This window comes from Stenotrophomonas sp. STEN029 (genome assembly GCF_056760015.1).
Genome location: NZ_JBRREC010000019.1, coordinates 1 through 25,392, shown reverse-complemented (window position 1 = coordinate 25,392; position 25,392 = coordinate 1). Strand labels below are relative to the sequence as shown.

General features: G+C 63.6%; 22 protein-coding genes and 1 pseudogene. 18 read left to right on the top strand and 5 right to left on the bottom strand.

Annotation, left to right across the window (positions count from 1 at the left end; all coding sequences use genetic code 11):
• The first annotated feature begins 8 nt into the window (after positions 1-8).
• The 3 genes from hflD (at position 9) to ACVOLI_RS06380 (ending at position 2,269) form a co-directional block, all read left to right on the top strand.
• Positions 9-623 carry a high frequency lysogenization protein HflD gene (gene hflD, locus ACVOLI_RS06390; RefSeq protein WP_481533986.1) on the top strand — a complete coding sequence of 205 codons (615 nt, stop codon included), beginning with the start codon at positions 9-11 and terminating at the stop codon, positions 621-623.
• Positions 624-749: 126 nt separating this feature from the next.
• Positions 750-1,940, top strand: a complete 1,191-nt coding sequence (locus ACVOLI_RS06385) for a methyl-accepting chemotaxis protein (RefSeq protein WP_481533985.1) — start codon at positions 750-752, stop codon at positions 1,938-1,940.
• A gap of 77 nt (positions 1,941-2,017) precedes the next feature.
• Entirely contained in the window at positions 2,018-2,269 is a 252-nt protein-coding gene (locus tag ACVOLI_RS06380) for a hypothetical protein (protein ID WP_481533984.1), read from the top strand.
• 379 nt (positions 2,270-2,648) lie between these two features.
• Here ACVOLI_RS06380 and ACVOLI_RS06375 read toward each other — a convergent pair whose 3' ends face one another.
• On the bottom strand, positions 2,649-5,423 hold the full coding sequence (locus tag ACVOLI_RS06375) for a bifunctional diguanylate cyclase/phosphodiesterase (RefSeq protein ID WP_481533983.1): 2,775 nt from the start codon (positions 5,421-5,423) through the stop codon (positions 2,649-2,651).
• A 400-nt stretch (positions 5,424-5,823) separates the two neighbouring features.
• On the opposite strand from ACVOLI_RS06375, the pseudogene ACVOLI_RS06370 reads away from it, so the two are divergent.
• Positions 5,824-6,804, top strand: a pseudogene (locus tag ACVOLI_RS06370) (sensor histidine kinase); the annotation flags it as partial.
• A 20-nt stretch (positions 6,805-6,824) separates the two neighbouring features.
• Positions 6,825-8,555, top strand: a complete 1,731-nt coding sequence (locus ACVOLI_RS06365) for an EAL domain-containing protein (RefSeq protein ID WP_481533982.1) — start codon at positions 6,825-6,827, stop codon at positions 8,553-8,555.
• Between the two features lie 229 nt (positions 8,556-8,784).
• Here the strand turns inward: ACVOLI_RS06365 and ACVOLI_RS06360 are convergent, their stop codons facing one another.
• The 4 genes from ACVOLI_RS06360 to flgA form a co-directional block, all read right to left on the bottom strand.
• Positions 8,785-9,978 carry an ATP-binding protein gene (locus ACVOLI_RS06360; protein ID WP_481533981.1) on the bottom strand — a complete coding sequence of 398 codons (1,194 nt, stop codon included), beginning with the start codon at positions 9,976-9,978 and terminating at the stop codon, positions 8,785-8,787.
• A gap of 114 nt (positions 9,979-10,092) precedes the next feature.
• Positions 10,093-10,425, bottom strand: a complete 333-nt coding sequence (locus ACVOLI_RS06355) for a flagellar protein FlgN (protein ID WP_481534018.1) — start codon at positions 10,423-10,425, stop codon at positions 10,093-10,095.
• A gap of 2 nt (positions 10,426-10,427) precedes the next feature.
• Positions 10,428-10,730, bottom strand: a complete 303-nt coding sequence (flgM, locus tag ACVOLI_RS06350; protein WP_282271889.1) for a flagellar biosynthesis anti-sigma factor FlgM — start codon at positions 10,728-10,730, stop codon at positions 10,428-10,430.
• 62 nt (positions 10,731-10,792) lie between these two features.
• Positions 10,793-11,437, bottom strand: a complete 645-nt coding sequence (flgA, locus tag ACVOLI_RS06345; protein WP_481533980.1) for a flagellar basal body P-ring formation chaperone FlgA — start codon at positions 11,435-11,437, stop codon at positions 10,793-10,795.
• Between the two features lie 113 nt (positions 11,438-11,550).
• Between flgA and ACVOLI_RS06340 the strand changes: the two genes are divergently transcribed.
• From ACVOLI_RS06340 to ACVOLI_RS06280, 13 genes are all read left to right on the top strand, one after another.
• Positions 11,551-12,507: a chemotaxis protein gene (locus ACVOLI_RS06340; protein ID WP_481533979.1), complete on the top strand. Its 957-nt coding sequence runs from the start codon at positions 11,551-11,553 to the stop codon at positions 12,505-12,507.
• A 297-nt stretch (positions 12,508-12,804) separates the two neighbouring features.
• Positions 12,805-13,209 (top strand): flagellar basal body rod protein FlgB, encoded by a 405-nt coding sequence (gene flgB, locus ACVOLI_RS06335; RefSeq protein WP_481533978.1) that lies wholly within the window; start codon positions 12,805-12,807, stop codon positions 13,207-13,209.
• A gap of 11 nt (positions 13,210-13,220) precedes the next feature.
• Positions 13,221-13,628: a flagellar basal body rod protein FlgC gene (gene flgC, locus ACVOLI_RS06330; RefSeq protein ID WP_481533977.1), complete on the top strand. Its 408-nt coding sequence runs from the start codon at positions 13,221-13,223 to the stop codon at positions 13,626-13,628.
• Positions 13,629-13,653: 25 nt separating this feature from the next.
• On the top strand, positions 13,654-14,331 hold the full coding sequence (locus tag ACVOLI_RS06325; RefSeq protein ID WP_481533976.1) for a flagellar hook capping FlgD N-terminal domain-containing protein: 678 nt from the start codon (positions 13,654-13,656) through the stop codon (positions 14,329-14,331).
• A 31-nt stretch (positions 14,332-14,362) separates the two neighbouring features.
• Positions 14,363-15,583: a flagellar hook protein FlgE gene (gene flgE / locus ACVOLI_RS06320; RefSeq protein ID WP_481533975.1), complete on the top strand. Its 1,221-nt coding sequence runs from the start codon at positions 14,363-14,365 to the stop codon at positions 15,581-15,583.
• 190 nt (positions 15,584-15,773) lie between these two features.
• Positions 15,774-16,523 (top strand): flagellar basal body rod protein FlgF, encoded by a 750-nt coding sequence (locus tag ACVOLI_RS06315; protein WP_282271512.1) that lies wholly within the window; start codon positions 15,774-15,776, stop codon positions 16,521-16,523.
• 308 nt (positions 16,524-16,831) lie between these two features.
• Complete coding sequence (gene flgG, locus ACVOLI_RS06310) at positions 16,832-17,617, top strand: flagellar basal-body rod protein FlgG (RefSeq protein WP_303746374.1); 786 nt, start codon at positions 16,832-16,834, stop codon at positions 17,615-17,617.
• Positions 17,618-17,639: 22 nt separating this feature from the next.
• Positions 17,640-18,329 (top strand): flagellar basal body L-ring protein FlgH, encoded by a 690-nt coding sequence (gene flgH, locus ACVOLI_RS06305; protein WP_481533974.1) that lies wholly within the window; start codon positions 17,640-17,642, stop codon positions 18,327-18,329.
• Positions 18,330-18,337: 8 nt separating this feature from the next.
• The gene (locus tag ACVOLI_RS06300) at positions 18,338-19,453 is read left to right on the top strand and encodes a flagellar basal body P-ring protein FlgI (protein WP_481533973.1); all 1,116 of its coding nucleotides are present in this window, start codon (positions 18,338-18,340) and stop codon (positions 19,451-19,453) included.
• A 1-nt stretch (position 19,454) separates the two neighbouring features.
• Positions 19,455-20,648: a flagellar assembly peptidoglycan hydrolase FlgJ gene (flgJ, locus tag ACVOLI_RS06295; RefSeq protein WP_481533972.1), complete on the top strand. Its 1,194-nt coding sequence runs from the start codon at positions 19,455-19,457 to the stop codon at positions 20,646-20,648.
• Between the two features lie 11 nt (positions 20,649-20,659).
• Positions 20,660-22,537 carry a flagellar hook-associated protein FlgK gene (flgK, locus tag ACVOLI_RS06290; RefSeq protein ID WP_481533971.1) on the top strand — a complete coding sequence of 626 codons (1,878 nt, stop codon included), beginning with the start codon at positions 20,660-20,662 and terminating at the stop codon, positions 22,535-22,537.
• Positions 22,537-23,739 carry a flagellar hook-associated protein FlgL gene (gene flgL / locus ACVOLI_RS06285; RefSeq protein ID WP_481533970.1) on the top strand — a complete coding sequence of 401 codons (1,203 nt, stop codon included), beginning with the start codon at positions 22,537-22,539 and terminating at the stop codon, positions 23,737-23,739. The genes flgK and flgL overlap by 1 nt, the downstream gene beginning before the upstream one ends.
• A 67-nt stretch (positions 23,740-23,806) precedes the next feature.
• On the top strand, positions 23,807-25,033 hold the full coding sequence (locus ACVOLI_RS06280) for a flagellin (protein WP_481533969.1): 1,227 nt from the start codon (positions 23,807-23,809) through the stop codon (positions 25,031-25,033).
• Positions 25,034-25,392: the final 359 nt, after the last annotated feature.

The window sequence follows — 25,392 nt, the reverse complement described above, 5'->3', positions numbered from 1 at the left end:
AGATGACCATGACCTTTTCCATCGATGACCGCGTACTTGCCCTGGCTGGCATTGCCCAGGCCTTGCAGCAGGTCCGCCGCATCGCAGAAACCGGCCATTCGGAGAGCGCCGTGGTGCGTACCGCAATGGACAGCGTAATGCGTATTGATGCCAGCTCGCCCGCTGCCGTGTACGGCAGTGCCAACCAGGTGGAACCCGGCCTGCGCCTGCTGCGCGATTACTTCCGCAACCAGGGCAAGGACGACCTGCTGCCGCGGCTCGCGCTGTCGGTGATGCAGCTGGAACGTCGCTTCGTGCGTGAAGGCGCCACGGTCGACAAGGTTGAAGCCGGCATCGAGCGCGCTGCAAGCATTGCCCAGGAACGCGGCGACAGCTGCCACCCGGACGTACTGAGCGCGATGGGCGCGCTGTATGCAGACACCATCAGCCAGCTCAAGCCGAAGATCATGGTGCAGGGCAACCCGCACTACCTGGGCCAGGCGATGGTGGTGTCGGAGATCCGGGCGCTGCTGCTGGCGGCGGTACGCTCGGCGGTGCTGTGGCGCCAGCTTGGCGGCGCTTACTGGGATTTCCTGTTCTCGCGCAAGGCCATGCTCGAAGCCATCGAGCGCCGTCTGCGCTGATTTTCAAGGCCCGCAATCGCAGCGGTTGCGGGCCTGCATCGCAAAACCTCCCGGGATTCACGCCAGTGGCCTAAAGACACCCTGCCCACTGCCGATACTGCATTCGTGACTCTCCCGAGAACGTCCATGTATTCACGTATTGCAATCCGTTTGGCAGCCCCGCTTGTCCTCACCCTTCTGGTTGTGGTCGCTGCCGTCCTGTCCTGGCCCTCCGCGGCCCTGTGGGCGATCCTGACCACCATGGTGCTGAGCTGGCTGGTGTTTGCCTGGTGGAGCGTGCATTCGCAAAGCCAGCGCTCGCCTGAGCACGCCAAGGTGCTGAAGGAGCAGGACCAGCTGCTCAACGAACTGCGCAGCTTTGTCAGCAACGAAATCGATGGTTCGCGCAGCGAGATCGAGCGCGCCCGCGAGCTGATCCGGCAGGCCGTCGGCGGCCTGGGCGGCAGCTTCGATGCGATGAGCCGCAAGTCGCGCCAGCAGAGCCAGGCATTGGCCCGCATCGTTGACCGCGCCGGTGATGAAGGTGGCGGCGGTGTCGACGTGGCCCGCTTCGCCCAGAATGCCAGCCACCAGATGGAACAGCTGGTGGAAGCACTTGAGCAGGTCAGCGGCCAGAGCAGCAACACCGTGCAGCACATCGACCAGATGGCGCAGCACCTGGATGGCATCTTCGCCCTGCTGGAAGACGTCAAGTCGATCGCCGACCAGACCAACCTGCTGGCCTTGAATGCCGCCATCGAAGCCGCGCGTGCCGGTGAAGCCGGTCGTGGCTTCGCCGTGGTGGCCGACGAGGTGCGCAATCTGTCCGAGCGCTCCACCACCTTCAACGAGCAGATCCGCAAGCTGGCCCACAGCTCCAAGGACGCGATTGCCAAGGTGCGTGAAACCGTCACCCACATGGCCTCACGCGACATGGACCGGTCCCGCGAAGCCCGCCACGAAGCAGCCTCGATGCTGGACAGTGTTGCCGCCATCAACGCCTCGCTGGGTGATGGCATGCGCGAGATCTCCGAATGCGGCCGCGCCATCGACGGCAGCGTGGCCGAAGCCGTGCGCGCCCTGCAGTTCGAGGACATCGCCACCCAGGCCCTGGGCGGCGTGCACACCCATCTTGACCGTCTTGGCGCGATCAACCGCGAAGCCGTGGCGCTGCAGGAACTGCTGCACCGTAACGGCGGCGTCTTCGATGGCGAGATGGTTAGCGCACTGCAGCGCACCGGCAACCGCCTGCGCGAAATGCGCGTGGAATGGGAACGCCCGCCGCACAAGCCGGTGTCCCAGCAGAGCATGGGCGCTGGCACGGTAGAGTTGTTCTGATTTCGCACTGCTCCATCCCTGCACCCGAGCCCCGGCCCTTGGCCGGGGCTTTGCTGTTGCTGCAACCACGCTGATATATGCTGACATCCCGCTCCACCGCCAACAGCAACGCCGAGCCAGCATCGCAGGCTGATGACGCCATGCTTCCATCACCTATCGCCAACGGCAGTCCGCTGAGTCGACGCGAACAACTCGCGCGGCTTGAACAGCATGCACGGCAGGAGCTGCTGGAACTGCGTGCACTGCGCGCTCAAGACACGCCCCCTGGTCAGGCAGAAGAGACCGATTGGCTCACAAGCAGCATCGACTGGGACCTGTCCGTTCCCTGAGACACCGCCCCAACCGGTCAACATGCGTGCGCGCACAATGCCCTTTGGGAGCGGCGCAAGCCGCGAAACACGCACATCATCAGATGAAGGCCTGCCAGCAACACCAGCTTCGCGGCTTACGCCGCTCCCACACCCGGTGAGCAGACTGGCTCGGTCAAGGCAGAAGCAGTGGAGAATTGATGCTCCGCAGCCGTTGCCGGGTCACATGTCCTCGTGCACCGCAGCTATCTTTGTAGGAGCGGCGTAAGCCGCGAAGCACGCATAGCATCGGGTCAAGGCCTGCCAGCATCGCCAGCTTCGCGGCTTACGCCGCTCCCACAGGACGAAAAAACCCGGCTGCGGATCAGGCAGCCGGGCTTGTATTTGTTCTTGCCGTCGATCAGTGGGTTGCGCTGATTGTGGTGATCGCGCCCTGGCTCGGCGATTCAAGCAACTCGCCCGGACCGCTGCGCAGCCACTGCACCATCTCGCGCGGTCGCAGTGGTCGCGAGAACAGATAGCCCTGCAGTTCATCGCAGCCCTGCTGGATCAGCATCGTTGCTTCGGCCGGGGTTTCCACGCCCTCCGCCACCACCAACATGCCCAGCGCATGACCCAGATGCACGATGGCCTGGGTAACCTCGGCGGTGCCGACGTCGTGCAACATGCCCTGCACGAAGCTGCGGTCGATCTTCAGTCGCTGCACCGGGAAACGGTTCAGGTAATGCAGGTTGGAGAAACCGGTACCGAAATCATCCACCGCAAGCGGAATGCCGTGCTGTTCGAAGACATCAAAACACTGGCGCAGCGCATCGGTGTCGCGGATCAGCGCCGACTCGGTCAGCTCCAGCTCCAGCCGCTGTGGCGGCCAGCCGTACTGCTGGCAGATGCTGACAACGCGTTCGGCAAAGCCGCGATCACGCAATTGCAAGGCGGACACGTTGACTGCGATGCGCTCGAACTTCAACCCGGCCTGCTGCCAGACCACGGCTTGCCGGCAGACTTCCTGCAGCACCCAGTCGCCGATATGGATGATCTCGCCGCATTTCTCTGCGATCGGGATGAACTCGGCGGGACTGCATGAGCCGATCCTGCCGCTGTTCCAGCGCAGCAGCGCTTCGATCGAGGGAATGGCGTCGCCATTGGCGTGCACCAGCGGTTGGTAGACCAGACTGAACTCGTCGCGTTCGACCGCTCCATGCAATGCATGTTCGATCTCGACCCGGCGCTGGGTGCGAGCCAGCGCATCCTGGCTGTAATACTGGTAGGTATTGCGACCAGCCTCCTTGGCCGCATGCATGGCCGCATCGGCCGCACGCAGCAGGCTGTCGAAGTCATTACGCCCTTCGTCCAGCAGCGCGATACCCACACTGGCACCAACCTTCAAGGTGACATCCTCGCGGTAGAGCGGCTCAGCCAGCGAGGCAATCAGCTTGCGCGCCACATGACCGGCATCATCAGGCTCAACCAGGTTGCGCAGGATCACGATGAACTCATCACCGTTGAAGCGAGCGAACAGGTCTGCGTTGCGCAGGTTCTGGTGCAGGCGCGCCGCCGCGGCCTTCAGCAACATGTCACCGGTGGCGTGACCGAAGGTGTCATTGATGCTTTTGAAGCCGTCCAGGTCGATGAACAGCATCGCCAGGACGGCACCACGTTCGCGCGCCTCGATGATCGCTTCCGAGCCCTGCTCACGCAGCAGCATGCGATTGGGCAGGCCGGTCAGCAGGTCGTAGTGGGCCAGCAGTTCCAGCCGTTCATCGGCCTCGCGTTCGCGGGTGATGTCGCGGAACAGCACGACGAATCGTTCGGGCAAGCCATCACGCTGGTCCAGTTCGATCAGCACCTGCACCCACACCCGCTGCCCGGACGGACGATAGAAGCACAGATCAAGCTGTTCCGGCAGCCCGCCTTCGGCGATGCGCAGCAACGCCGACTCGAAGTTGTCGCGCGAGTCCGGGATGTAAAGGTCCAATGCCTGGTCCAGGGTCATCGGCGCCTTGCGCAGGCCGTGGATGCGGTAGCACTCCTCGGTCCATTGCATCGCGCGAGTACTGACCTCGATCTCGCAGCCGCCGATACGGCCCAGCGCGGACACGCGGTTCAGCAATTCGGTGCGCCAGCGGATCAAGGCATCGGTACGGCGCTGATTGCTGATGTTCTGCACCTGCCCCAACACGCGGTGCAGGCTGCCGGCGGTATCGTAATCAAGCTCCACCCAGATGCGCAGCTGCTGCTGGGTCACCGGGTCGCGACCCCAGGTGATATCGAAGCTGCCACCTTTGGCCTCATCCAGCAGGCGCCGCCAGCTGCAGAACAGATGCGTGCGGGCATCGCTGTTCAGATTGCGCAACCACTGCCGTCCGGTCGGTAGCGCGGCATTGCTCCAGCCAATGGCGGCGGCAAATTCCTCGGACCACTGCACGCGCTTGCGCTGCGGCTCCCATACCCAGCTGCCCATGCCAGCCACACGCTGGGCGCGGCGCAGCAGAGCCTGCTGCGAACGCAGCTCGTCCTCCAGCGACTTCTGTTGCTGGATATCGGTATACGTACCAACCATCCGCAACGGCTGACCATCCCCTGCGCGGGTAACTACCTGGCCGCGATCCAGCACCCAATGCCAGCTGCCGTCAGCCTGACGCAGGCGAAACTGGCAGGCAAAGGGCACCTGCGGGTCATGCAGGTGCGCGGCAATGGCCTGGCGCAGCTGCAGTTGGTCGTCCGGATGGACTTCGTCAAGCAGGCCGATGCCAGGTTGCGCCGCGTTGGCGACATGCGCCGGACTGGCGCGGGTGACCGCGTCGCTGACGATATCCCAGTCCCACAGACTGTGGCCTGCCGATTCCATCGCCATCGCCCAACGGGCATTGCGCGCCTCGGTATCGCTGGCCAGGGAGTACAAATACCCCAACGGCACCGCCGAGGGCGACTGGACCACGCTGAGCCAGCCGTCCAAGCGCTCGCCGGCACCGGGCAGCGGGCAGGCCACTGCCTCGTGCCGGTCCAGCCGCTGCCGGATGCCGGCAAGTTGCGCGCAATAACGTGACAGGCGTTCGGGCAGGCCCAGCTCCCTGGCCATGCCATTGGCGGCCAATGGTTGCCCGTCCGTGTCCAGCAGCACGACGGCCGCATTCAACGGGTGACGAAGCAGGCTAGCTATGACGCCGCGATCCACGCGATCTATCTCCACGCCCGACAAACCGGGTACCCATTCGATAACGGCACCAACTCGGCAGAATTGAGCACTTCGTCGTGCGCTATGTGCACAAGCCGTTAAACTGCGCCGACGCTTGTCCAAACCCCCGCTCACCATGCAAGCCGATCCGGCCACTTCCGCTCCACCCGTGCCCTTCGCACTCCTGCGGCGGCGTGCACGCATGCTTTGGCTGCTTGGTTTGGCCGTTTTTTTGACGGCCGGTGTGGCGGTATTGCTGGCAACGGATGCGGACTCATCGGGCTGGCGGAGCCAAAGTGTGACGGCCATCGCGGTGGCAATCTGTGCGGCGCTGATGCTGCTCTGGTACCAGCTCCGGTCATGGATGCCGGCAGCGCACTTGCATGGCCGGCTGCCTGCCGAGTTCGAACAGCTGGGAGCGCTACTGCATGACGGCGTAGTGATCGCTGACGGCGATACCGTTCTTTATGCCAATCCAGCCGCACGCGGCATTCTGGGCATGGGCGCCGGTCGCAGCGGTGGCGCCATCCAGTCGCTGACCAACCTCGGCAGGCATGGCCCGCGTTCAAGCAAGAGCGAGCTCCCGGTGCAGCTGTCGCGGATGGGCGGCGAGCCTTTTCATGCCATGGTGACCACCCAGCAGCTGCACCATGATGGCAAAGCCTGCCAACTCTTTGTCATCCGCGATTTGAGTGAGCTGGAACATGGCCGGGTTGCCCTGGCCACCAGCAACGCCGAGCTGCAGGCCATGGCGGGCCGCTTGTTTTCGTTGCAGGAGGATGAGCGTCGCTCCATCTCACGTGATCTGCATGACGACATCGGCCAGGCCATCACCGCAATGAAACTGGCCGCCTGCGCAGCCCGCGATGAAGAAAACAAGCCGCGCCGTCAGGACGACATCGACCAGATCATCGAGCTGGCTGACAGCACGGTGATCAAGCTACGCAATCTGTCGATGCTGTTGCGACCGCCGCAGCTCGATGCGTTGGGCCTGGAGGCTGCGCTGCGCTGGCAGGCCGGGCTGCTGTTCCGCTCCACCGACGTTGAACTTCTGCTGGATGTGGATGCGCTGCCGCGTCGTCCCAGCAACGAGGTCGAGCAGGCCTGTTTCCGTATTGCCCAGGAAAGCCTTACCAACGCACTGCGCCACGCCAGCGCCAGCCAGGTATCGCTGTCGCTGCGCAACAGCGACACTGGCGACCTGCACCTGCAGGTCGTGGACGATGGCGAAGGCTTTGACCCCGCCGGCCCGCGCGGCCTTGGCATGATCGTGATGCGCGAACGCGCGCAGAGTGCCGGCGGCAGCCTGCAAATCGAGACCGCGCCGGGTGCAGGCACCCGTATTGATCTGCGTTTACCCTACGCAATGGACGCACAGTGACCCCCCAAGGACCCCGCCCGATGTGGAACAACAGCCCTCCTTCGCTCGGTGACCGCAACGACGCGCGCCCTGCACGGCTGGGTGCGGGCAATCCCGAGCTGGCCACCTTGGTGGACGCCGCCAACCGCACCGGCACGTCGTTGATGCTGCTGCACCTGGACATCGACCACTTCGCATCGGTCAACGAGAACATGAGTGCCGAGGTGGGTGATCAGGCCTTGATCCTGATCGCCGAGCGCCTGCGTGGCTTTCTGGGCGACCGCGGCAAGTTGTGGCGACACGGCAGCGACGAATTCCTGATCGCGGTGCCCCGCAGCAGCCAGACACCGACACCGGAGGCCTTCGCCGAGCAGATACGCCAGCAGATCGAGCTGCCATTGTCGGTGCTGCCTTACACCTTGTTCCTGACTGCCAAGATCGGGGTTGGCCTCTGCCCCGAGCATTCCAATACCGCGACCGGCGTGCTCGATCTGGCCGAAGACGCCCTGCACCAGGCCGGTCGCGAAGGCGGCAACGCGGTGCACGTGCACGTATTGCACAAGCCCAGCAGTGCGCACAGCGAGAGCATCATCTCGCGGCAGCTGGTGGACGCCATCGACAACGGTGAACTGCGGCTGCGCTACCAACCGCTGGTCAGCGCCCGCGATGGTCACGTCATGGGCATGGAGGCGCTGCTGCGCTGGCAGTCCCCTACCCTGGGCATGCTGGTGCCCGAACGCTTCATGCGTACCGCCGAGCGGCTCGGGATCATCGTGCAGATCGGCGCCTGGGTGCTGGAAACGACACTGCGCCAAGCCAAGGTCTGGCGTGATCAGGGCTTCGAAGATTTCAACGTGGCGGTCAACGTATCGACCCTGCAGCTGCTGCGCCCGAACTTCTTCACCGAAGTGATGGCGATGCTGCAGTCCATCGGCGTGCCTGCACGCATGCTGACCCTTGAAATCAACGAAAGCGCGCTGACCAACAACGTCAACTTCGTCCACGAGACCCTGGCCAACCTGCGCAACGAAGGCATCAGCCTGTGCCTGGACAACTTCGGTACCGGTGATTCGAGCCTGAGCGCACTGGTCCGCTATCCCGTGGACAAGCTCAAGATCGACCGCAGCTTCATCAAGAGCGCACCTGCGGCAAACCGTGAGGCCGCGATCAGCCGCGCCATCATCGCCATGGGCCACCAGTTGGGCATGACGGTGATCGCCAACGGCGTGGAATCGCAGGCCCAGCTTGGCTTCCTGCGCCGCAATGACTGCGATGTGTTCCAGGGCTATCTGTTTGGCGAGCCGATGTCGGCCGACGCCGCCGGCATGACCTTGCGGCGCCGCTACCTGCGGCCGGAGGCATTCGCCGAAACCCGTCCTGACCGCACGCTGCTGCTGCTGGACGACGAAGAAAACGTGCTGCGCTCGCTGGTGCGCCTGTTCCGCCGCGATGGTTACCGGATCCTCGCCGCCGGCAATGTGCGTGACGCCTTCGATCTGCTGGCAATCAATGACGTGCAGGTGATCCTGTCCGACCAGCGCATGAGCGACATGAGCGGCACCGAGTTCCTTGGCCGGGTAAAGATGTTGTATCCGGACACGATCCGCCTGGTGCTCTCGGGCTATACCGATCTGAACACCGTCACCGACGCGATCAACCGCGGTGCGATCTACCGTTTCCTGACCAAACCATGGAATGACGACGAGCTGCGCGAGCACATCCGCCAGGCCTTCCGCACCCATGATGAAAAGCAGGGTGTGGGGGCGGCGTAGGTTTCAGCCAGTCCTTTCCCTGTTTTTTTGTGGGAGCGGCATAAGCCGCGAAGCTACTGACAACTCAGACCCACATGCATCCGGCGCAATTGCAGGATGCATCGATGAAAGGCCGCCTGCAGGACATCGGTGATTGCAGATATTGCAATGACCGACACGCCACCAGCTTCGCGGCTGACGCCGCTCCCACAGTCCTGCAATCCCACGATCCTGCAGCCGCGCCCTTCGATTACTTCGGCTGGCGGATCGGCAGCACGATGCGGAAGCAGGAGCCCTCGCCTACCGTGCTGTCCAGGTCGATGCGGCCGTGATGCTTGTTGATGATGCCGTAGGAGATCGACAGGCCAAGCCCGGTACCGCTGCCGACCGGCTTGGTGGTGAAGAACGGGTCGAAGATGCGCTGTCGCAATTCCGGCGAAATACCCGCGCCGTCATCCTTGAACTCAACCCACACTTCATCACCATTGACGCCGGTGCTGACTACGATGTTGCCGCGATCGGCAATCGCATGGCCGGCGTTGAGCAGCAGGTTCATATAGACCTGGTTGAGCTCCGATGGCAGGCATTCGATCATCGGCAGTTCGCCGTAGCGACGTTCCAGCGTGACCTTGTACTTGAGCTCGTTCCAGATGATGTTGATGGTCGATTCGAGGCCGGCATGCAGGTCGACCAGCTTCCACGACTCGTCGCGGCCGGAGTACGAGAAATCCTTGAGATCGCGCACGATGCGGGTCACCCGCTCGATACCTTCGCGTGATTCAGCCATCAGCTGCGGCAGGTCGCGACTGATGAAATCGATGTCCAGACGGTCGCGGATATCATCGATTTCCGGGATCAAGGCCTTCGGATCGGGCGCGCGCAACGCACGCTCATAGGCCTCGATCACCGTAAACAGGCTGCGCAGATACTCCTGCAGGCTGCCCAGGTTGGAGTGGACGTAGCCGATCGGATTGTTGATCTCGTGGGCGACGCCGGCGGCAAGCTGGCCAATGGAGGCCATCTTCTCCGACTGCAGCAGCTTTTCCTGGGTACCGTTCAAGCGAAGATAGGCCTGACGCAGCTCGGCATGCCGTTGCTGCAGCTCGCGCTCGTAGTCTTCCGGGCCGTCGATATGCTGGAACAGCGCCAGGAACGCTTCGCCGGCCTCATCACTGTGATGGTGCAGATGCAGGGTGATGACCCGCTCGCCAACCGGCAGGCTGCCGACCCAGCTACCCGAAGCACGGGCCTGCGACAGCGCGAACGGCGGCAACAAGGCCTCAAGCTGGCGACCAAGATCGACACTGCCCGGGCCATCCACGCCAAACAATTCGCGCACCAGACCATTGGCGATGCTGACTTCAAATTTGCCGCTGAAGACCAGCATCCCATGCTGGACACGCTCGCCGAGGGCTCGCAATGTGGCCGCCGAGGGAATAGGCATGAGGGTGCTGCTGTCGATCTGGGTCACGGCGGCCGGTACAAGCTCAGGAACAGGCCGCCACTATAGCTGGATGTGCGTACTTGATCGCGGCGAGGGCGCCGCGTTTGGCAACGATCAGGCCACGGCCAGCGGCCGCCGTGCATGTACGGTCTGGGCCTGCCCCTTGGCATCGTAAGAAGGCGCACTCTCGCTACGCCCAAGCTGACGCAGCGCCCAGTTGACCTCGCGGCGGCGGCGAGCCAGCAACATGCCGTTGGCATGGTTGCGCTCTGCCAGCTCCTTGAGCTTCTCGGCTTCATGCAGCGGGGGCTGCCGCTCCAGCTCGCGCAGGGCTTCCAGTTTGTTGCCCGTGGCGGCAACCAGGGCCGGCACATCGTGCTCGGCCAAGGCGCGCTGTTCGCGGTCCAGCGCTTCGCTCAGGCGCTGCAACGGGTCGCCCATGGACAGGTTCATCCCTGCAGCTGCTGGTCCAGGCCCAGCATGCGCGTGGCGATGGCGTCGGGATTGATCTTGTAGCTGCCGTTTTCCAGCGCCTCGCGCACGGCCTGCACACGGGCCTGGTCGATGGCGGGGGCGGCGCTCAGCTCACGCTGCACGGCCTGCAGCTGGGTCGCTTCACCGGTCAGGCGCACGCTATCGGCTGCCTCCACCGGCTTGGGCTTGGCATCGCCTGCGGCGGCCACCTTGGTGTTGATGGCTACGCTGCGCAACTGCGCTGCGGCCTGAATACCACCGTCGATTTTCTGGCTCATGTGATGGAGTCCTGATTCGGTTCAAAAACGATAACGGCAACGCCGGCCAGTTCTTTAGCAATTTATCGGCTGACCAGCACGTCGCCAGCGGGCGTGGCGATACCCTGCATCACCCGGCGTGAAGACAGGTTCTCGACCGAGACCCGTTCGCCCTCGCCAGCGTCGCCCAAGGCCTTGCCTGCCATACGCACCTCCACCCCGCCGCGGCGGGACACCAGGGCGACATTATCGCCGCGGCGGACGGTACGAGGCGCAACCAGATCGGTCGCTGACAGCAGGCTGCCAGCGCTCAATGCACGCCGCGCCACCCGGCCCACGGCCGCCTCCGGATTCAACAGCACGGCGCCAGCCAGGCGTGCCGTGTCACGCTTGACACTGCTTATATCGGCCGCTGCCAGCGTTTCTCCAGCCGCCACGCCCCGGGCCAACACCAGTACCTGCTGCTCCCGGCGCACTTTCACCGGCACGAACAAGCGCCAACCGCCCGCCTGCGGACAGGCAACCTCAACCGTTGTGTTGGCGGTGACCTTGGCCTGCAGAGGCTGGCTGCAGGCCGGCAGGCGCAGGTTGGCATCGACATTGGCTTCACCGCTCTCCCCTGCCCCCAGCGTGGCCAGGGCTGCGGAACGGATCGACTCCACCGGCTGGAAAGCGGTGGCCCCGGCCAGTGATGGCAACAGCAGGCAGATAGAAAGGAGTAAGCGCATCAGCGGCGGCCACCGGCTCAGGAACAGTTCGCTGGATGTCGCTGCAAGCGCCGTGCCAATTGCCCGGCTGGCGAGCACTCAAGTTGTCGGCACCTGCAGCCGATACAGCACTCATGTCACAAGACCTGCTCAACCGAATTGACCAGCGGACCCGGCTGGCCGGCCACAACCGCCTTGCCCTGCTGCTGTTCCGCCTTGGCGGACGTCAGCTTTTTGGCGTGAATGTATTCAAGGTGCAGGAGGTGCTGCGCCGTCCGGCACTGTTCCAGGTGCCCGGCCTGCCGACCCAGTTTGCCGGCGTAGCCGACGTGCGTGGCCGCTCGGTGCCGGTGCTGGATCTTGGCCTGGCCATCGGCCATCCCGAGCGCGAACCCGAGGCCGACACCTCGCCAGGCTATCTGGTGGTGACCGAGTTCAACCGCTCGGTACAGGGCTTCCTGGTCAGCGGAGTCGAGCGCATCGTCAATATTGCGGTGGAAGATATTCACCCACCGCCGGAATTGGGCGCCGAATCGACGTATTTGACCGCAGTTACCCGCTTTCAGGGCGAACTGATCCAGGTGATCGACGTCGAGAGCGTGCTGGCCGATATTGCCCAGGTACGCAGCGAGGCCGTGCTCGACCCTTCGATGGCCCTGCCTGCCGATGCGCCACAGATGCAGGTACTGGTCGTCGACGACTCGCGCGTGGCCCGCCAACAGATACGCAGCGTGCTGGACCAGCTGGGGGTGAGTGCAACCCTGCTCTCCGACGGCAAGCAGGCGTTGGAGCATCTGCTGCAGATCCAGGCATCGGGCGAGAACCCGGCCGAACGCTATGCCATGGTGATCTCCGACATCGAGATGCCAGCGATGGATGGCTACACCCTGACGACGGAAATCCGCCGCCACCCGGGTTTGGCTGGTCTTTATGTGCTGTTGCACACGTCCCTGTCGGGCGTATTCAACAACGCGATGGTCGAGCGCGTAGGCGCCAACGCCTTCGTGGCCAAGTACAGCCCGCATGAGCTGGCTGATTTCGTGCTGCAGCGGCTGCGGCATGTGGCTGAGACCCAGTACGCGTACAGCTGAGCCATGGCTCCTGTAGTGCCGAGCCATGCTCGGCAGGAGCTCCACCGGTAACGCCCCCCTGCCAAGCATGGCTCGGCACTACAGATTCGCTCCCTCCCTTTGCCGAAGCCAAGGGGAGGGGTTGGGGAGGGGTCGGCTCTTTGCGGGCCGACGCAGCGCTGGTTTCGCGGCTTACGCCGCTCCTGCAGCGTCGGGGCGGCTCTCTTGTGGCGCCCCTGCCGAGCATGGCTCGGCACTACATGGCTTTCTGGCACAGGTTTTGCAGCTTCCCCGGCAACGTTCCGTGGGAGGTTCCACATGGCCAACCTGTTTTCCAACTATCTCGGCATCCATGCCCAGGCGATGCCGCTGCGCGAGCAGCGCATGAAGCTGATCGCCAGCAACCTCAGCAATGCCGACACGCCCGGCTACAAGGCCCGCGACCTCGACTTCGATGCCGCTCTGCGCAACGCCCAGGGCGCTACCAGCGGCAATGGCCTGCTGAACACCACGGCCGAGCAGCATTACGCCATAGGTGGCAACGCCGGCCTCAACCCGTTCCAGATCCTGCGCGAAGGCGCGCAGCCGAGCCTGGATGGCAACACCGTTGATCCGGATACCGAGCGCGCCGCCTACGGCCGCGCTGCTTTGGAGTACCGCGCCTCGTTGAGTTTCGTCGAGTCGAAGGTGAAGACCATGCTCACTGCCATCACTGGCCAGTAAGGAAGCACGCCATGAGCAATCTGCCCATCTTCGATATCGCCGGTTCCGCCTTGAAGGCGCAGTCGGTGCGCATGAGCACCATCGCCTCCAACCTGTCCAATGCCGATTCGATCGCTGGCTCTGCCGACGCGGTCTACAAGCCGCTGGAACCGATCTTCCAGGCCGTTACCAGTCGCACCGATCCCAACCTGACCGGCGTGCAGGTCAAGGAAATCGCGCAGAGCGACGCTGCGCCGATCAAACGCTACGAACCCAACCATCCCTTGGCCGATGGCGAGGGCTACGTGTATTCGCCCGACGTCGATCCGGTCGCGCAGATGGTCAACCTCATCTCCACCTCGCGCAATTACCAGGCCGGTGTGGAAATGCTCAGCACCGCCAAGGAACTTGCCCTGGCCACGCTGACGATGGGCCGCTGAGCCCGCTCCCCAGGAATCTGCCGACATGAGCACCAGCGTCAACAACGATTTGTACAGTTCGCTTGGGCTTACTGCCCCGAACACGACGACCACGACCAGCAAGAACAAAAGCTCGCTGGACCAGGCCGACTTCCTGAAGCTGATGACCACCCAGCTGCAGCATCAGGACCCGACCAAGCCCATGGACAACAGCCAGATGGTTGCGCAGATGGCGCAGCTGTCCACGGTGCAGGGCATCACCGATCTGAACACCTCGGTAAAGGGCTTCCAGCAATCCATGGCCAGCGACCAGGTGCTGCGTGGCGCGGCTCTGGTCGGCCACGAAGTGATGGTGCCCTCGACCAAGGTCGCGCTGGAGGCCGAAGGTGGCGCCAGCGGCACCGTTGCCGCGCCATCGGCCGGTTCGGTGACTGTCGACATCACCGATGCCAACGGCGTGAAGGTCACCCAATTGACCGTACCGGCGAATGCCGCCGGCGAGGTGGCATTCCAGTGGGACGGCACCGACGCCGACGGCAAGCGGATGCCGGCTGGCAGCTACACCGTTACCGCCACCCATACCGACACCGCTGGTGCGCAGAGCAAGCTCAGCACCTACGTGCAGGCAGAAGTGGAAAGCGTGACCGTGGGTTCCGATGGCCTGTACCTGAACCTCAAGGGGCTGGGCACTGCCCCGCTCGACTACGTGCTCCGCGTCAGCTGAGCCCCCTCTTCGTTTTCCCAGGAGTATCGCCATGGGCTTCAACGTCTCATTGTCGGGCATCAACGCGGCCAACGCGGACCTGAATGTCACCGCCAACAACATCGCCAACGTCAACACCGTCGGCTTCAAGGAGTCGCGCGCCGAGTTCGCCGACCTGTTCAATGCCACCAGCTATGGTTTGTCGCGCAATGCCGTTGGCTCGGGTGCACGCCTGACCAACGTCGCGCAGCAGTTCTCGCAGGGCAACATCGACCAGACCGGCCGCAGCCTGGATCTGGCGGTAGCCGGCGAAGGCTTCTTTACCATGAGCATGAACGGTACCCGCGTGTACTCGCGCGCCGGCAATTTCCAGACCGACAACAACGGCTACGTGATCAACCCGCAAGGCGCGCGCCTGCAGGTATTCGCGCCCAGCGCCGATGGCACGCGCTTCGACGGCGAGTTGACCGACCTGCAGCTGCTCACCACCGACAGCCCGCCCAAGCAGAGCACCCTGGTCAACATGGCCTTCACCCTGCCCGGCAACGCACCGCAGCCGACGATCGCCACCTTCGATCCGACCGATTCCAACAGCTACAACCATTCCACCGGTGGCGTCACCGTTTACGACTCGTTGGGCGTCAGCCACACCCAGACCTCGTACTTCGTGAAGACTGCCAATCCCAACGAGTGGCAGGTATACAACTACATCGACGGCCAGTCCGCCGGCGCACCGTCGCTGCTGCAGTTCTCCAACGCCGGCGCATTGACCAGCCCGACTGACGGCGACATCCCCTTGGCACCGTTCACCCCGGCCACCGGTGCCGGCGTGGTCAACCTGACCTTGAACGTGTCTGGCGCCACCCAGTACGGCGAGAAGTTCGCGATGCGCGATACCCGCCAGGATGGCTATGCCGCCGGCAAGCTCAATGAAATCAGCATTTCCGAGGAAGGCGTTGTCTACGCGCGCTACACCAACGGTGATGACAAGGCCTTGGGCCAGGTTGCACTGACCACCTTCAAGAACCCGCAGGGCCTGCAGAACCAGGGCAACAACCTGTGGGTAGAAACCTTCTCTTCAGGCACCCCGCGTACCGGTGCACCGGACACCTCGGACCTGGGCCAGATCCAAGCCGGCTCGCTGGAAGCCTCAACGGTGGATCTCACCGAACAGCTGGTCAACATGATCGTTGCCCAGCGCAACTTCCAGGCCAACGCGCAGATGGTGTCCACCCAGGACCAGATCACCCAGAGCATCATCAATATCCGTTGACTCTGGGTTTGGCGAGGCGGGATCGGGAATTGGCCGGCAATTCATCGATTCCTGACCCGACCCCGCCATTGTCTTTCCTTGAGATTGTTTCTTGATGGGAAGGCGTGTGGATTGAAGCGTTTCGCCGACCTCTGCACCAACCCTGCTTACGCTTTCCAACCCTGAATCCCAACTCTCGAATCCCCGCCCTATGGACAAAGCCCTCTACGTTGCCATGACCGGAGCCCGTGCCTCGCTGCAGGCACAGGCCACGGTGTCGCACAATCTGGCCAACTCGGATACGCCGGGCTTCAAGGAAGCGTTGGCCAACACCGAAGCCTTCCGTATCCAGGGACCGGGCTTTCCGTCGCGCGTGGATGCCGTGCATGTGGATGCCGGTTTCAACCGTCGCGTTGGGGCGCAGCAGATCACCGGCAACTCGCTGGATCTGTCGCTGCAGCCGGGCAGCTGGTTGGCCGTGCAGTCCAGCGATGGCAGTGAGGCCTATACCCGCAGTGGCGCCTTGTCACTGACGCCGAACGGACAGTTGGTGACCGCCGAAGGCAATGCGGTTCTCGATGACAACGGCAATCCGATCGCGGTGCCACCGCACCAGGCAATGGAGATCGGCCACGATGGCACCTTGTCGATCATTCCGTTGGGTGAAGGCCCACAAACGATGGCGATGATTGGCCGGCTGCGCGTGGTTGATGCACCCAATGAGCGGCTGGAACGACGCCTCGACGGGCTGATGCGCAACACCGATCCACAGCAGCCTTTTGCCCAGCGCCAGGGCAAGGCCTTGGACAGCGGAATGCTGGAATCCAGCAACGTGGATGCAGCGGGCGCGCTGGTGCAGATGATCCAGCTGCAGCGCCAGTTTGAAATGCAGGTCAAGGTCATCAAGCATGGTGACGAAAACGCGCGCAGCGCAAACAGCCTGCTTCGTCTGAACGGCTGATCGTAGAACCCACGCGCACGCACAGTGCGCGCTCTCCCCTGCTACGGGGAACGCAACAGGGCAGCGGCGGTGTGTTGCCCGCCTGATGCGTCAAAGAAGCAACTCCCCATTCATCCCTTCGGCTTGCGCTGCTTGCGGATAAACGCATGCCTTCGACTGCGCTGTTGGCAAAGCAGCTACGGCGCGGATTAACACACAGCAGCCTTACTAAAAACAGCGTCGACATTCCGGCGGCGTTTTTGGCACGGCCCATGCATTGACACAGGCAAGGGCCAATCGGCCGGTATCAGTCACCAAGGAATCGCACCATGAATCAGGCATTGTGGGTCGCCAAGACCGGTCTGGATGCGCAACAGACACGCATGTCGGTTGTCTCCAACAACCTGGCCAACACCAATACCACCGGATTCAAGCGCGACCGCGCCAGCTTTGAAGACCTGTTGTACCAACAGGTACGTCAGCCCGGCGGTTCGTCCTCGGCACAGACGCAGTTGCCAACCGGCCTGCAGCTGGGTACCGGTGTACGTGTCGTCGCCACCTCCAAGCACTTCGAACAAGGTAGCCAGCAGCAGACCGGTCGCGCGCTTGACGTGATGGCCAATGGCCGCGGCTTCTTTGAAGTGATGATGCCCGACGGTACGTCGGCGTATACGCGCGACGGCAGCTTCCAGATCAACGCACAGGGCGAACTGGTGACCAACAGTGGTTACCCGGTGCAGCCCGGCATCCAGATTCCCGAGGGCGCGCAATCGCTGACCATCGGTACCGACGGCACCATCAGCGTGAAGATGGCTGGCGAAGCCGCATCAGTCGAAATCGGATCCTTGACGCTTACCGACTTCATCAACCCTGCTGGTCTGCAAGCCAAGGGCGAGAACCTTTACCTGGAAACCACCGCATCGGGCCCGGCGCAGAACGGCACGCCTGGCCTCAATGGCCTCGGTACCGTCGTGCAGGGTGCGCTGGAAGGCAGCAACGTCAACGTGGTCGAAGAGCTGGTGTCGATGATCGAAACACAGCGCGCCTACGAAATGAACGCCAAGGCCATCTCCACCACCGACTCGATGCTCGGCTACCTCAACAACAACGTCTGATTGGTCGCCAAGGGATACCGTCATGAGCAGCACCCCACTCCTGCGCCAACTTTCCATCGCCTTGTGCGCCGCCTTGATAGGTGGTTGCACACTGGCGGGCGATGTGCGGCCCTATGCGCCGATGGTACCGGTCCAGCCCATCGTCGTGCAGGCCGCAGCGCCAACGGCTGGCGCGATCTACGCCGCCGGCCCTGGTTTGAATCTCTATGGCGACAGGCGCGCGCGTGATGTTGGCGACCTGCTGACCATCACCCTGGTGGAAAACACCATGGCCACCACCACCGCCAGCACCGCGATCAGCAAGAAGTCCGATATCGACGTTGGTACCCCGACCCTGTTTGGCGCACCGGTGACACTAGGCGGCAAGGACATCCTCGGTGCCTCCGCATCGTCGGAGCGTGACTTCGCCGGCAAGGGCAACAGCGCGCAGAGCAACCGCCTGCAGGGCAGCGTCACTGTCACCGTGATCCAGCGCCTTCCCAACGGCAACCTGGTGGTGCAGGGCCAGAAGAACCTGCGGTTGAACCAGGGCGATGAGCTGGTGCAGATCCAGGGCGTGGTGCGTGCTGCAGACATCAACCCGGACAACACCATTTCCTCCAGCAAAGTTGCCGATGCACGCATCGCCTATGGCGGCCGCGGCGCGGTAGCACAGTCCAATGCGATGGGCTGGCTGGGCCGTTTCTTCAACTCGGCGTTTGCGCTGTTCTGAGCACTGTGATGAAGACTTTCTCTTTCAAGCGTTATCTCGCCCTCGCCGCGCTGGCACTGGCTGTCGCCCTGCCCGCTCACGCAGAGCGGATCAAGGACCTGGCCCAGGTCGGTGGCGTGCGCGGCAATGCACTGGTTGGTTACGGCCTTGTGGTTGGCCTGGATGGCAGCGGCGACCGCACCAGCCAGGCGCCGTTTACCGTACAGAGCTTGAAGAACCTGCTTGGCGAACTGGGCGTCAATGTTCCGGCTAACGTCAATCCGCAGCTGAAGAACGTTGCAGCGGTTGCCATCCATGCCGAGCTGCCGCCGTTTGCAAAGCCCGGCCAGACCATCGACATCACCGTGTCCTCTATCGGCAATGCGGTATCACTGCGCGGCGGCTCCTTGCTGATGGCCCCGTTGAAAGGCATCGACGGCCAGGTCTATGCGATCGCCCAGGGCAATCTGATCGTTGGCGGCTTTGGTGCACAGGGCAAGGATGGTTCTCGCGTCTCGGTGAACATTCCCAGCGCCGGTCGCATTCCCAATGGCGCCACGGTTGAACGTGCTCTGCCCGACGTCTTCGCTGGTGGTGGTGACATCACCTTGAACCTGCACCAGAACGACTTCACCACCGTCTCGCGGATGGTCAATGCACTCAATGCCACCTTCGGCGAAGGGTCGGCACGTGCGGTGGATGGCGGCACTGTTTCGGTGCAGACCCCGACGGACCCGGGCGCACGCATCGGCATGCTGGCGCGCATCGAGAACGTCGAGCTTTCGCCAGGCACCGCGCCGGCACGCATCGTCGTCAACTCGCGTACCGGCACGGTGGTGATCGGCTCGCAGGTACGGGTCAGCCCGGCAGCGATCTCACACGGTTCCTTGACGGTGACCGTCAGCGAATCGACCCAGGTCAGCCAGCCCAACGCCTTTGGCGGTGGCCAGACGGTCGCCACACCACAATCCACAATCACCGCCAGCAACGAAGGCAGCCGCATGTTCCGCTTTGACGGCGGCGCGACCCTGGACGAGATCGTTCGTGCGGTCAACGAAGTTGGCGCGGCACCGGGCGACCTGATCGCGATCCTGGAAGCACTCAAGCAGGCCGGCGCCTTGACCGCCGACCTTGAGGTGATCTGACATGCGTATCGCCGCGCCCTCGCTGGAACTGAATCCGGCCATCGCCAATGATCCGGCGAAGATCGACAAGGTTGCACGCCAGCTGGAAGGCCAGTTCGCGCAGATGCTGGTCAAGAGCATGCGCGATGCCAGCTTCGGCGATTCGCTGTTCCCCGGTGAAAACCAGATGTTCCGCGAAATGTACGACCAGCGCATTGCCGAAGCGATGACGCGTGGTCGCGGGCTGGGCCTGTCGGCGATGATCGCCCGTCAATTGGGTGGCGCCGAAGCTACGACGACTCCAACGGTTGATCCAAGCATCAAGCCCGCCGCTGCGGCACGCGCCTATCAATTGGCAGCTCCCGCGGCCACCGGCCTGCCGCTCAATGCCGCTCCGCCTGTTGGCGAGGATCCGCTGTCATCGCTGAACATCAATGACCAGTCCACTTACATGGCGCCACAGGCGCAGGCACTGGACCTGATCGCGGGCCGTGACAGCAGCAGCTTCCATGCATCGCTGAATTCAGCCAATCCCTACCAGGACAACGCCCCGACCGAGTTAGCAACCGACTGGGCGATGAGCAACGACCGCTGGAGCAAGGTATCGGCGGCTGAACGCGGTGACGCTGTCGATACAGCTACTGCCAATGTTGCCGCCGACAAGCTCGGCAAGCACACCCCCGAAGGTTTCGTAGCCAGCATCTGGCCGCACGCCGAACGCGCCGCGCGTGAGCTCGGTGTCGATCCTCGCGCACTGGTTGCCCAGGCCGCGCTGGAAACCGGCTGGGGCAAGCGTCATATCAAGCGCGACAACGGTGACAGCAGCCACAACCTGTTCGGCATCAAGGCCACTGGCTGGAGCGGCGAACGCGCCACCACCGGCACCCATGAATACGTCAACGGCCAGCGCCGCAACGAGACTGCCAGCTTCCGTGCCTATGGCTCGATGGCGGAGAGCTTTGGCGACTACGTCCGCATGCTGAAGACCAGCCCCCGCTACCAGGCAGCCCTCAGCGCCGGCAGCGATGTGCGTAGCTTCGCCCAAGGGCTGCAGCGTGCCGGCTATGCCACCGACCCCTCGTACGCCGCCAAAATCGCCGCCATTGCCGCGGGCCCGACCATCCAGCGCGCCGTCGCCGCCATCGGTGATGCGGGTGCGCGCCTGGGCCAGACCTTTGCCAGTAACGCCGGTTTTGCCGGCATCACCCGTCGTTGAGATAGCCGTCCATGTCTAATGTTCTTTCCACCGGCACCAGCGCGCTGATCGCCTTCCAACGGGCGCTGGCCACTGTCAGCCACAACGTCGCCAACATAAAGACTGACGGCTACAGCCGGCAGAAGGTGGATTTCGCCACGCGCGATCCCAGCGACGTGGGCTATGGCGACGTTGGCAACGGCACCAAGATCACCGACATCCGCCGTGTCGCCGACCAGCTGGCGATCTCTCGCCTGCTCGACAGCAATGGCGAGCTGGCACGGCTGCAGCAGCTGTCCGGCATGGCCGACCGCGTGGATGCGCTGTTCTCCGATGCTGCCACCAATGTAAATGGCGTGTGGTCCAACTTCTTTGACGCCGTCAATGGACTGGCATCCAATGCCTCCGGCACCGCTGACCGGCGTGATGTGCTGGACAACGCCAGCACCCTGGTCAACCGCTTCAAACAGCTCAACGGCAACCTCGACAGCCTTAACAGCGAGGTCAACAACGGCCTGATCTCGGCCGCGACCGAGGTGAACCGGCTGGCCTCGGAGATCGCGCAGATCAATGGTGCGATCGGCAGCAATGCCGCTGCCGCCGCACCGGACCTGCTGGACCGCCGTGACCAGCTGATCTCCAAACTTGTCGGCTATACCGGCGGCACCGCGGTGATCCAGGACGGCGGCGTGATGAACGTCTACTCCGCCGGTGGACATGCGCTGGTGGTTGGCACCACCGCCTCGCAGATCACCACCGCCACTGACCCTTATCAGCCCGAACGCCTGCGCCTTGCGATCAAGACCCAAGGCATGACGGTGACCCTGGACAGCAAAGCCCTGGGCGGCCAGATCGGCGGCCTGCTCGAGTTCCGCGAAACCGTGCTTACCCCTGCGCAGGCCGAGCTCGGCAGGATCGCAGTCGGCATGGCGCAGTCGTTCAACCAGACGCATGCCGAAGGCATGGATCTGTACGGCGATATGGGTGGCAATTTCTTCAATCTCGGTGCACCGAAGATCGCCGGCCATAGCGACAACACCGGCAGCGCGACGTTCACCGCCAACTATGGCGACCTGGCCGCGCTGGATGGGCAGAACCTGCTGCTGAAGTTCGACGGCACGAACTGGCAGGCGACGCGTGCCGATACCGGCGTTGCGGTACCGATGACCGGCACCGGCACCGCTGCCGATCCGTTCATGGTCAATGGCGTGCAGTTCGTTGTCGGCGGTACGCCGGCAACGGGGGACCGCTTCCTGCTGCAACCCACCGCCAACGCAACCAATGATCTGTCTGTGGCGATCACCGATCCCTCGCGCATCGCCGCCGCCAATCCGGTCAAGGGCACTGCCGTGCTGAGCAATACCGGCACCGGCGTGCTCGGCAAGCTGGACGTACTGAACGCCGGTGACCCCGCCCTGCTCAACCCGGCAGCAATCACCTTCGTCGACGCCAACAATTACACCATCGATGGCGCTGGCCCCTACCCGTACACGCCGGGCCAGACCATCAGCGCCAATGGCTGGAGCGTGGTGCTTGATGGCAAACCAGCCGCTGGCGATCGTTTCGACATCGGCAAGACCGCTGCAGGCTCCAGCGACAACGGCAACGCCTCGCGTCTGGCCAATGTCGAAGATGCCAAGGCATTCAATGGCGGCACCGTCACCTTGAACGGCGCGCTGGGCGGGTTGACCACGCAGATTGGCTCTGCCGCACGCGCCGCCGATTACTCGCTGCAGGCGCAGCAGGTGATCAACGACAACGCCAAGGCGTCGCGCGATTCGATCTCGGGCGTGAACCTTGATGAGGAAGCGGCGGACATGCTCCGGCTGCAGCAGGCCTACCAGGCGGCATCGCAGCTGATCTCCACCGCCGACACCATGTTCCAGACGATCTTGAAGGCGGTGGGCTGATGAGTAACCGTATCTCCAGCAACATGATGTACGACCAGTCGGTCTCGCTGATGCTGTCCAAGCAGAGCAAGATGAATCATCTTGAGCAGCAACTGGCAACCGGCAAGAAGATCGTCACTGCCAAGGATGATCCCGTCGCCTCCGGCACCGCGGTCAACCTGGATCGCGTGCTGGCCGAGATGGAACAGCTGGGCAAGAATGCCAATACCGCTCAGAACCGACTCGGCCTGCAGGAAAACGCCCTGGCGCAGGCCAATGAGCTGTTGGCAAGGGTTTCCGATCTGACCGTACAGGCCAACAACGCCGCGCTGTCCGTCGAGGACCGCAAGACGGTGTCGGCCGAGTTGCAGGCGATCAAGGACCAGATGCTGGCCTTGGCCAACACCACCGATGGCAACGGCCGCTACCTGTTTGGCGGCGCCGCCGACGGTGCCGCACCGTTTACCCTTGCCAATGGGACCGTCACCTACAACGGCGACCAGATCCAGCGCCAGGTCGAGATCGCGCCGGGCACCTTCGTCAAGGATGCTCTGCCAGGCAGCGAAGTCTTCCTGCGCATCCGTACCGGCGACGGCACGGTTGATGCGGCCGCTGTCGCCGGCAATACCGGCAAGGCAGTGCTCACCGATATCAGCCGCGACGGTTCCGGCAACTGGAACGGCGACAGCTACACCTTGCGCTTCACCGCGGCAGATACCTACGAAGTAGTGGATTCCAGCAACACCGTGGTTGGCACCGGCACCTACAAGACTGGCGAGGATATCGTTTTCCAGGGGCTGCGCGTGCGCATTGAAGGCACGCCAGCCGCGGGCGATGCATTCACCGCCGGCCAGGCCAGCACCCGTGATGTGTTCAGCACCATCGACCAGCTGGTGCAGACACTGCAGATGGATACCTCCACCGAAGCCGGCCGCACCGCGCAACAGAACGCACTGCAGGCAAGCATCCGCGATGTCGCCCGCGCATCGGGCAGCCTGATCGATGCACGCGCCGCCGGCGGCGCCCAACTCAAGTCGATCGATGATGCGGCATCGCTGCGCGAGGCCAGCAGCATCACGCTTGAAAGTTCCCTGTCGCAGTTACGCGACCTCAACTACGCCGAAGCCATCGGGCAATACCAGCTCGAAGGTGCGGCTTTGCAAGCGGCACAGACCATCTTCACCCAGATGCAGTCGATGTCGTTGTTCAACATGATCCGCTGATTCCGCAATCCGCACCGCTTCCGCCTCCTCACACGCAGTACGTCACCGAACACAACGGAGAAGTCCCATGGCACAAGTCATCAATACCAACATCATGTCGCTGAACGCTCAGCGCAACTTGAACACCAGCGGCAGCAGCCTGGCGACGTCCATCCAGCGTCTGTCCTCGGGCCTGCGCATCAACAGCGCCAAGGACGATGCTGCCGGTCTGGCCATCTCCGAGCGTTTCAGCACCCAGATCCGCGGCCTCGATGTCGCCGTGCGCAATGCCAACGACGGCATCTCGCTGGCCCAGACCGCCGAAGGCGCGATGGTCGAGATCGGCAACAACCTGCAGCGCATCCGTGAGCTGGCGGTGCAGTCGTCCAATGCAACCAACTCGCCCAGCGACCGTGAAGCACTGAACGCCGAAGTCGACCAGCTGCTGTCGGAAATCGACCGCGTTGCCAACCAGACCGGCTTCAACGGCACCAAGCTGCTGGACGGCAGCTTCACCGGTGCCCTGTTCCAGGTCGGTGCCAACTCCGGCCAGACCATCGGCATCAACGCCATCGTCGATGCCAACATCGACACGCTCGGCAAGTCGGGCTTCGCCGACAACGTGACTGGCGCCGGCATCGGCGGCACCGCAGCGACTGCCTCCGGTTCGATCAGCGGCATCACCGTCAGCGTCACCCCGGCCGGCGCGGCGTCTGCTTCGCAGATCAAGCTTGACGACATCAAGATTGAAGTCGGTGACGATGCAGCGGCCGTGCAGAAGAAGGTTGCACAGGCCTTCAACAACAAGCTGGACCAGACCGGCATGTACGCAACCATCGAAGGCGGCCAGCTGAAGCTAACCTCGGTCAAGGCCGGCCAGGACTTTGGCGGCATCACCAACGGCACCTTGACTGGCGGCACCGGCATCACCGTCTCGCTGGCGGCCGATCTGGGCGCAACCACCGCAGCAGCCGGCGTCGCTGCCAATGGTGGCGGCACCCGCCACATGGAAGACCTGGACATTTCCGATTTCGCTGGTTCGCAGCGCGCAATTGAAATTGTCGACAAGGCACTGACCGCGGTGAGCAGCTCGCGTGCGGAAATGGGTGCGATCCAGAACCGCTTCACCTCGACCATCGCCAACCTGGCCACCACCTCGGAGAATCTCTCCGCTTCCCGTAGCCGTATCCGCGATGCGGACTACGCCAAGGAAACCGCCGAGATGACCCGCACCCAGATCCTGCAGCAGGCCGGTACGGCCATGCTGGCCCAGGCCAACCAGGTGCCGCAGAACGTGCTGAGCCTGCTGAAGTAAGCACGCTCCACATGTTCAAACAAAAACCCCGGCTTGCCGGGGTTTTTGCATTCACACACCTTGGCGGTGATCTGCGCCGGTTCCCATGTAGGAGCGGGGGGGGGGGGGGGGCCGGGGCCGCGTCCAGGGGGGGGATGTTTTGGGGGTGGGGGGTATTGAGGGGGGGGGGGGGGGGGGGGGGGGGGCCAGGCGCGGCGCCGCCCCCCCCCCCCCCCCCCGGCCCCCCGCGGCCCCCCCCCCCGGGGGCCGGGGGGGGCCCCCCCGCAGGGCCTGTTCCCGGTCATAGGCGGCCTCGTGCTCGGCGGTCTGCCGTCGCCGCTCTTCGAGCCGGGCCGCCCTGTCCTGGCGTTGCGCACGGA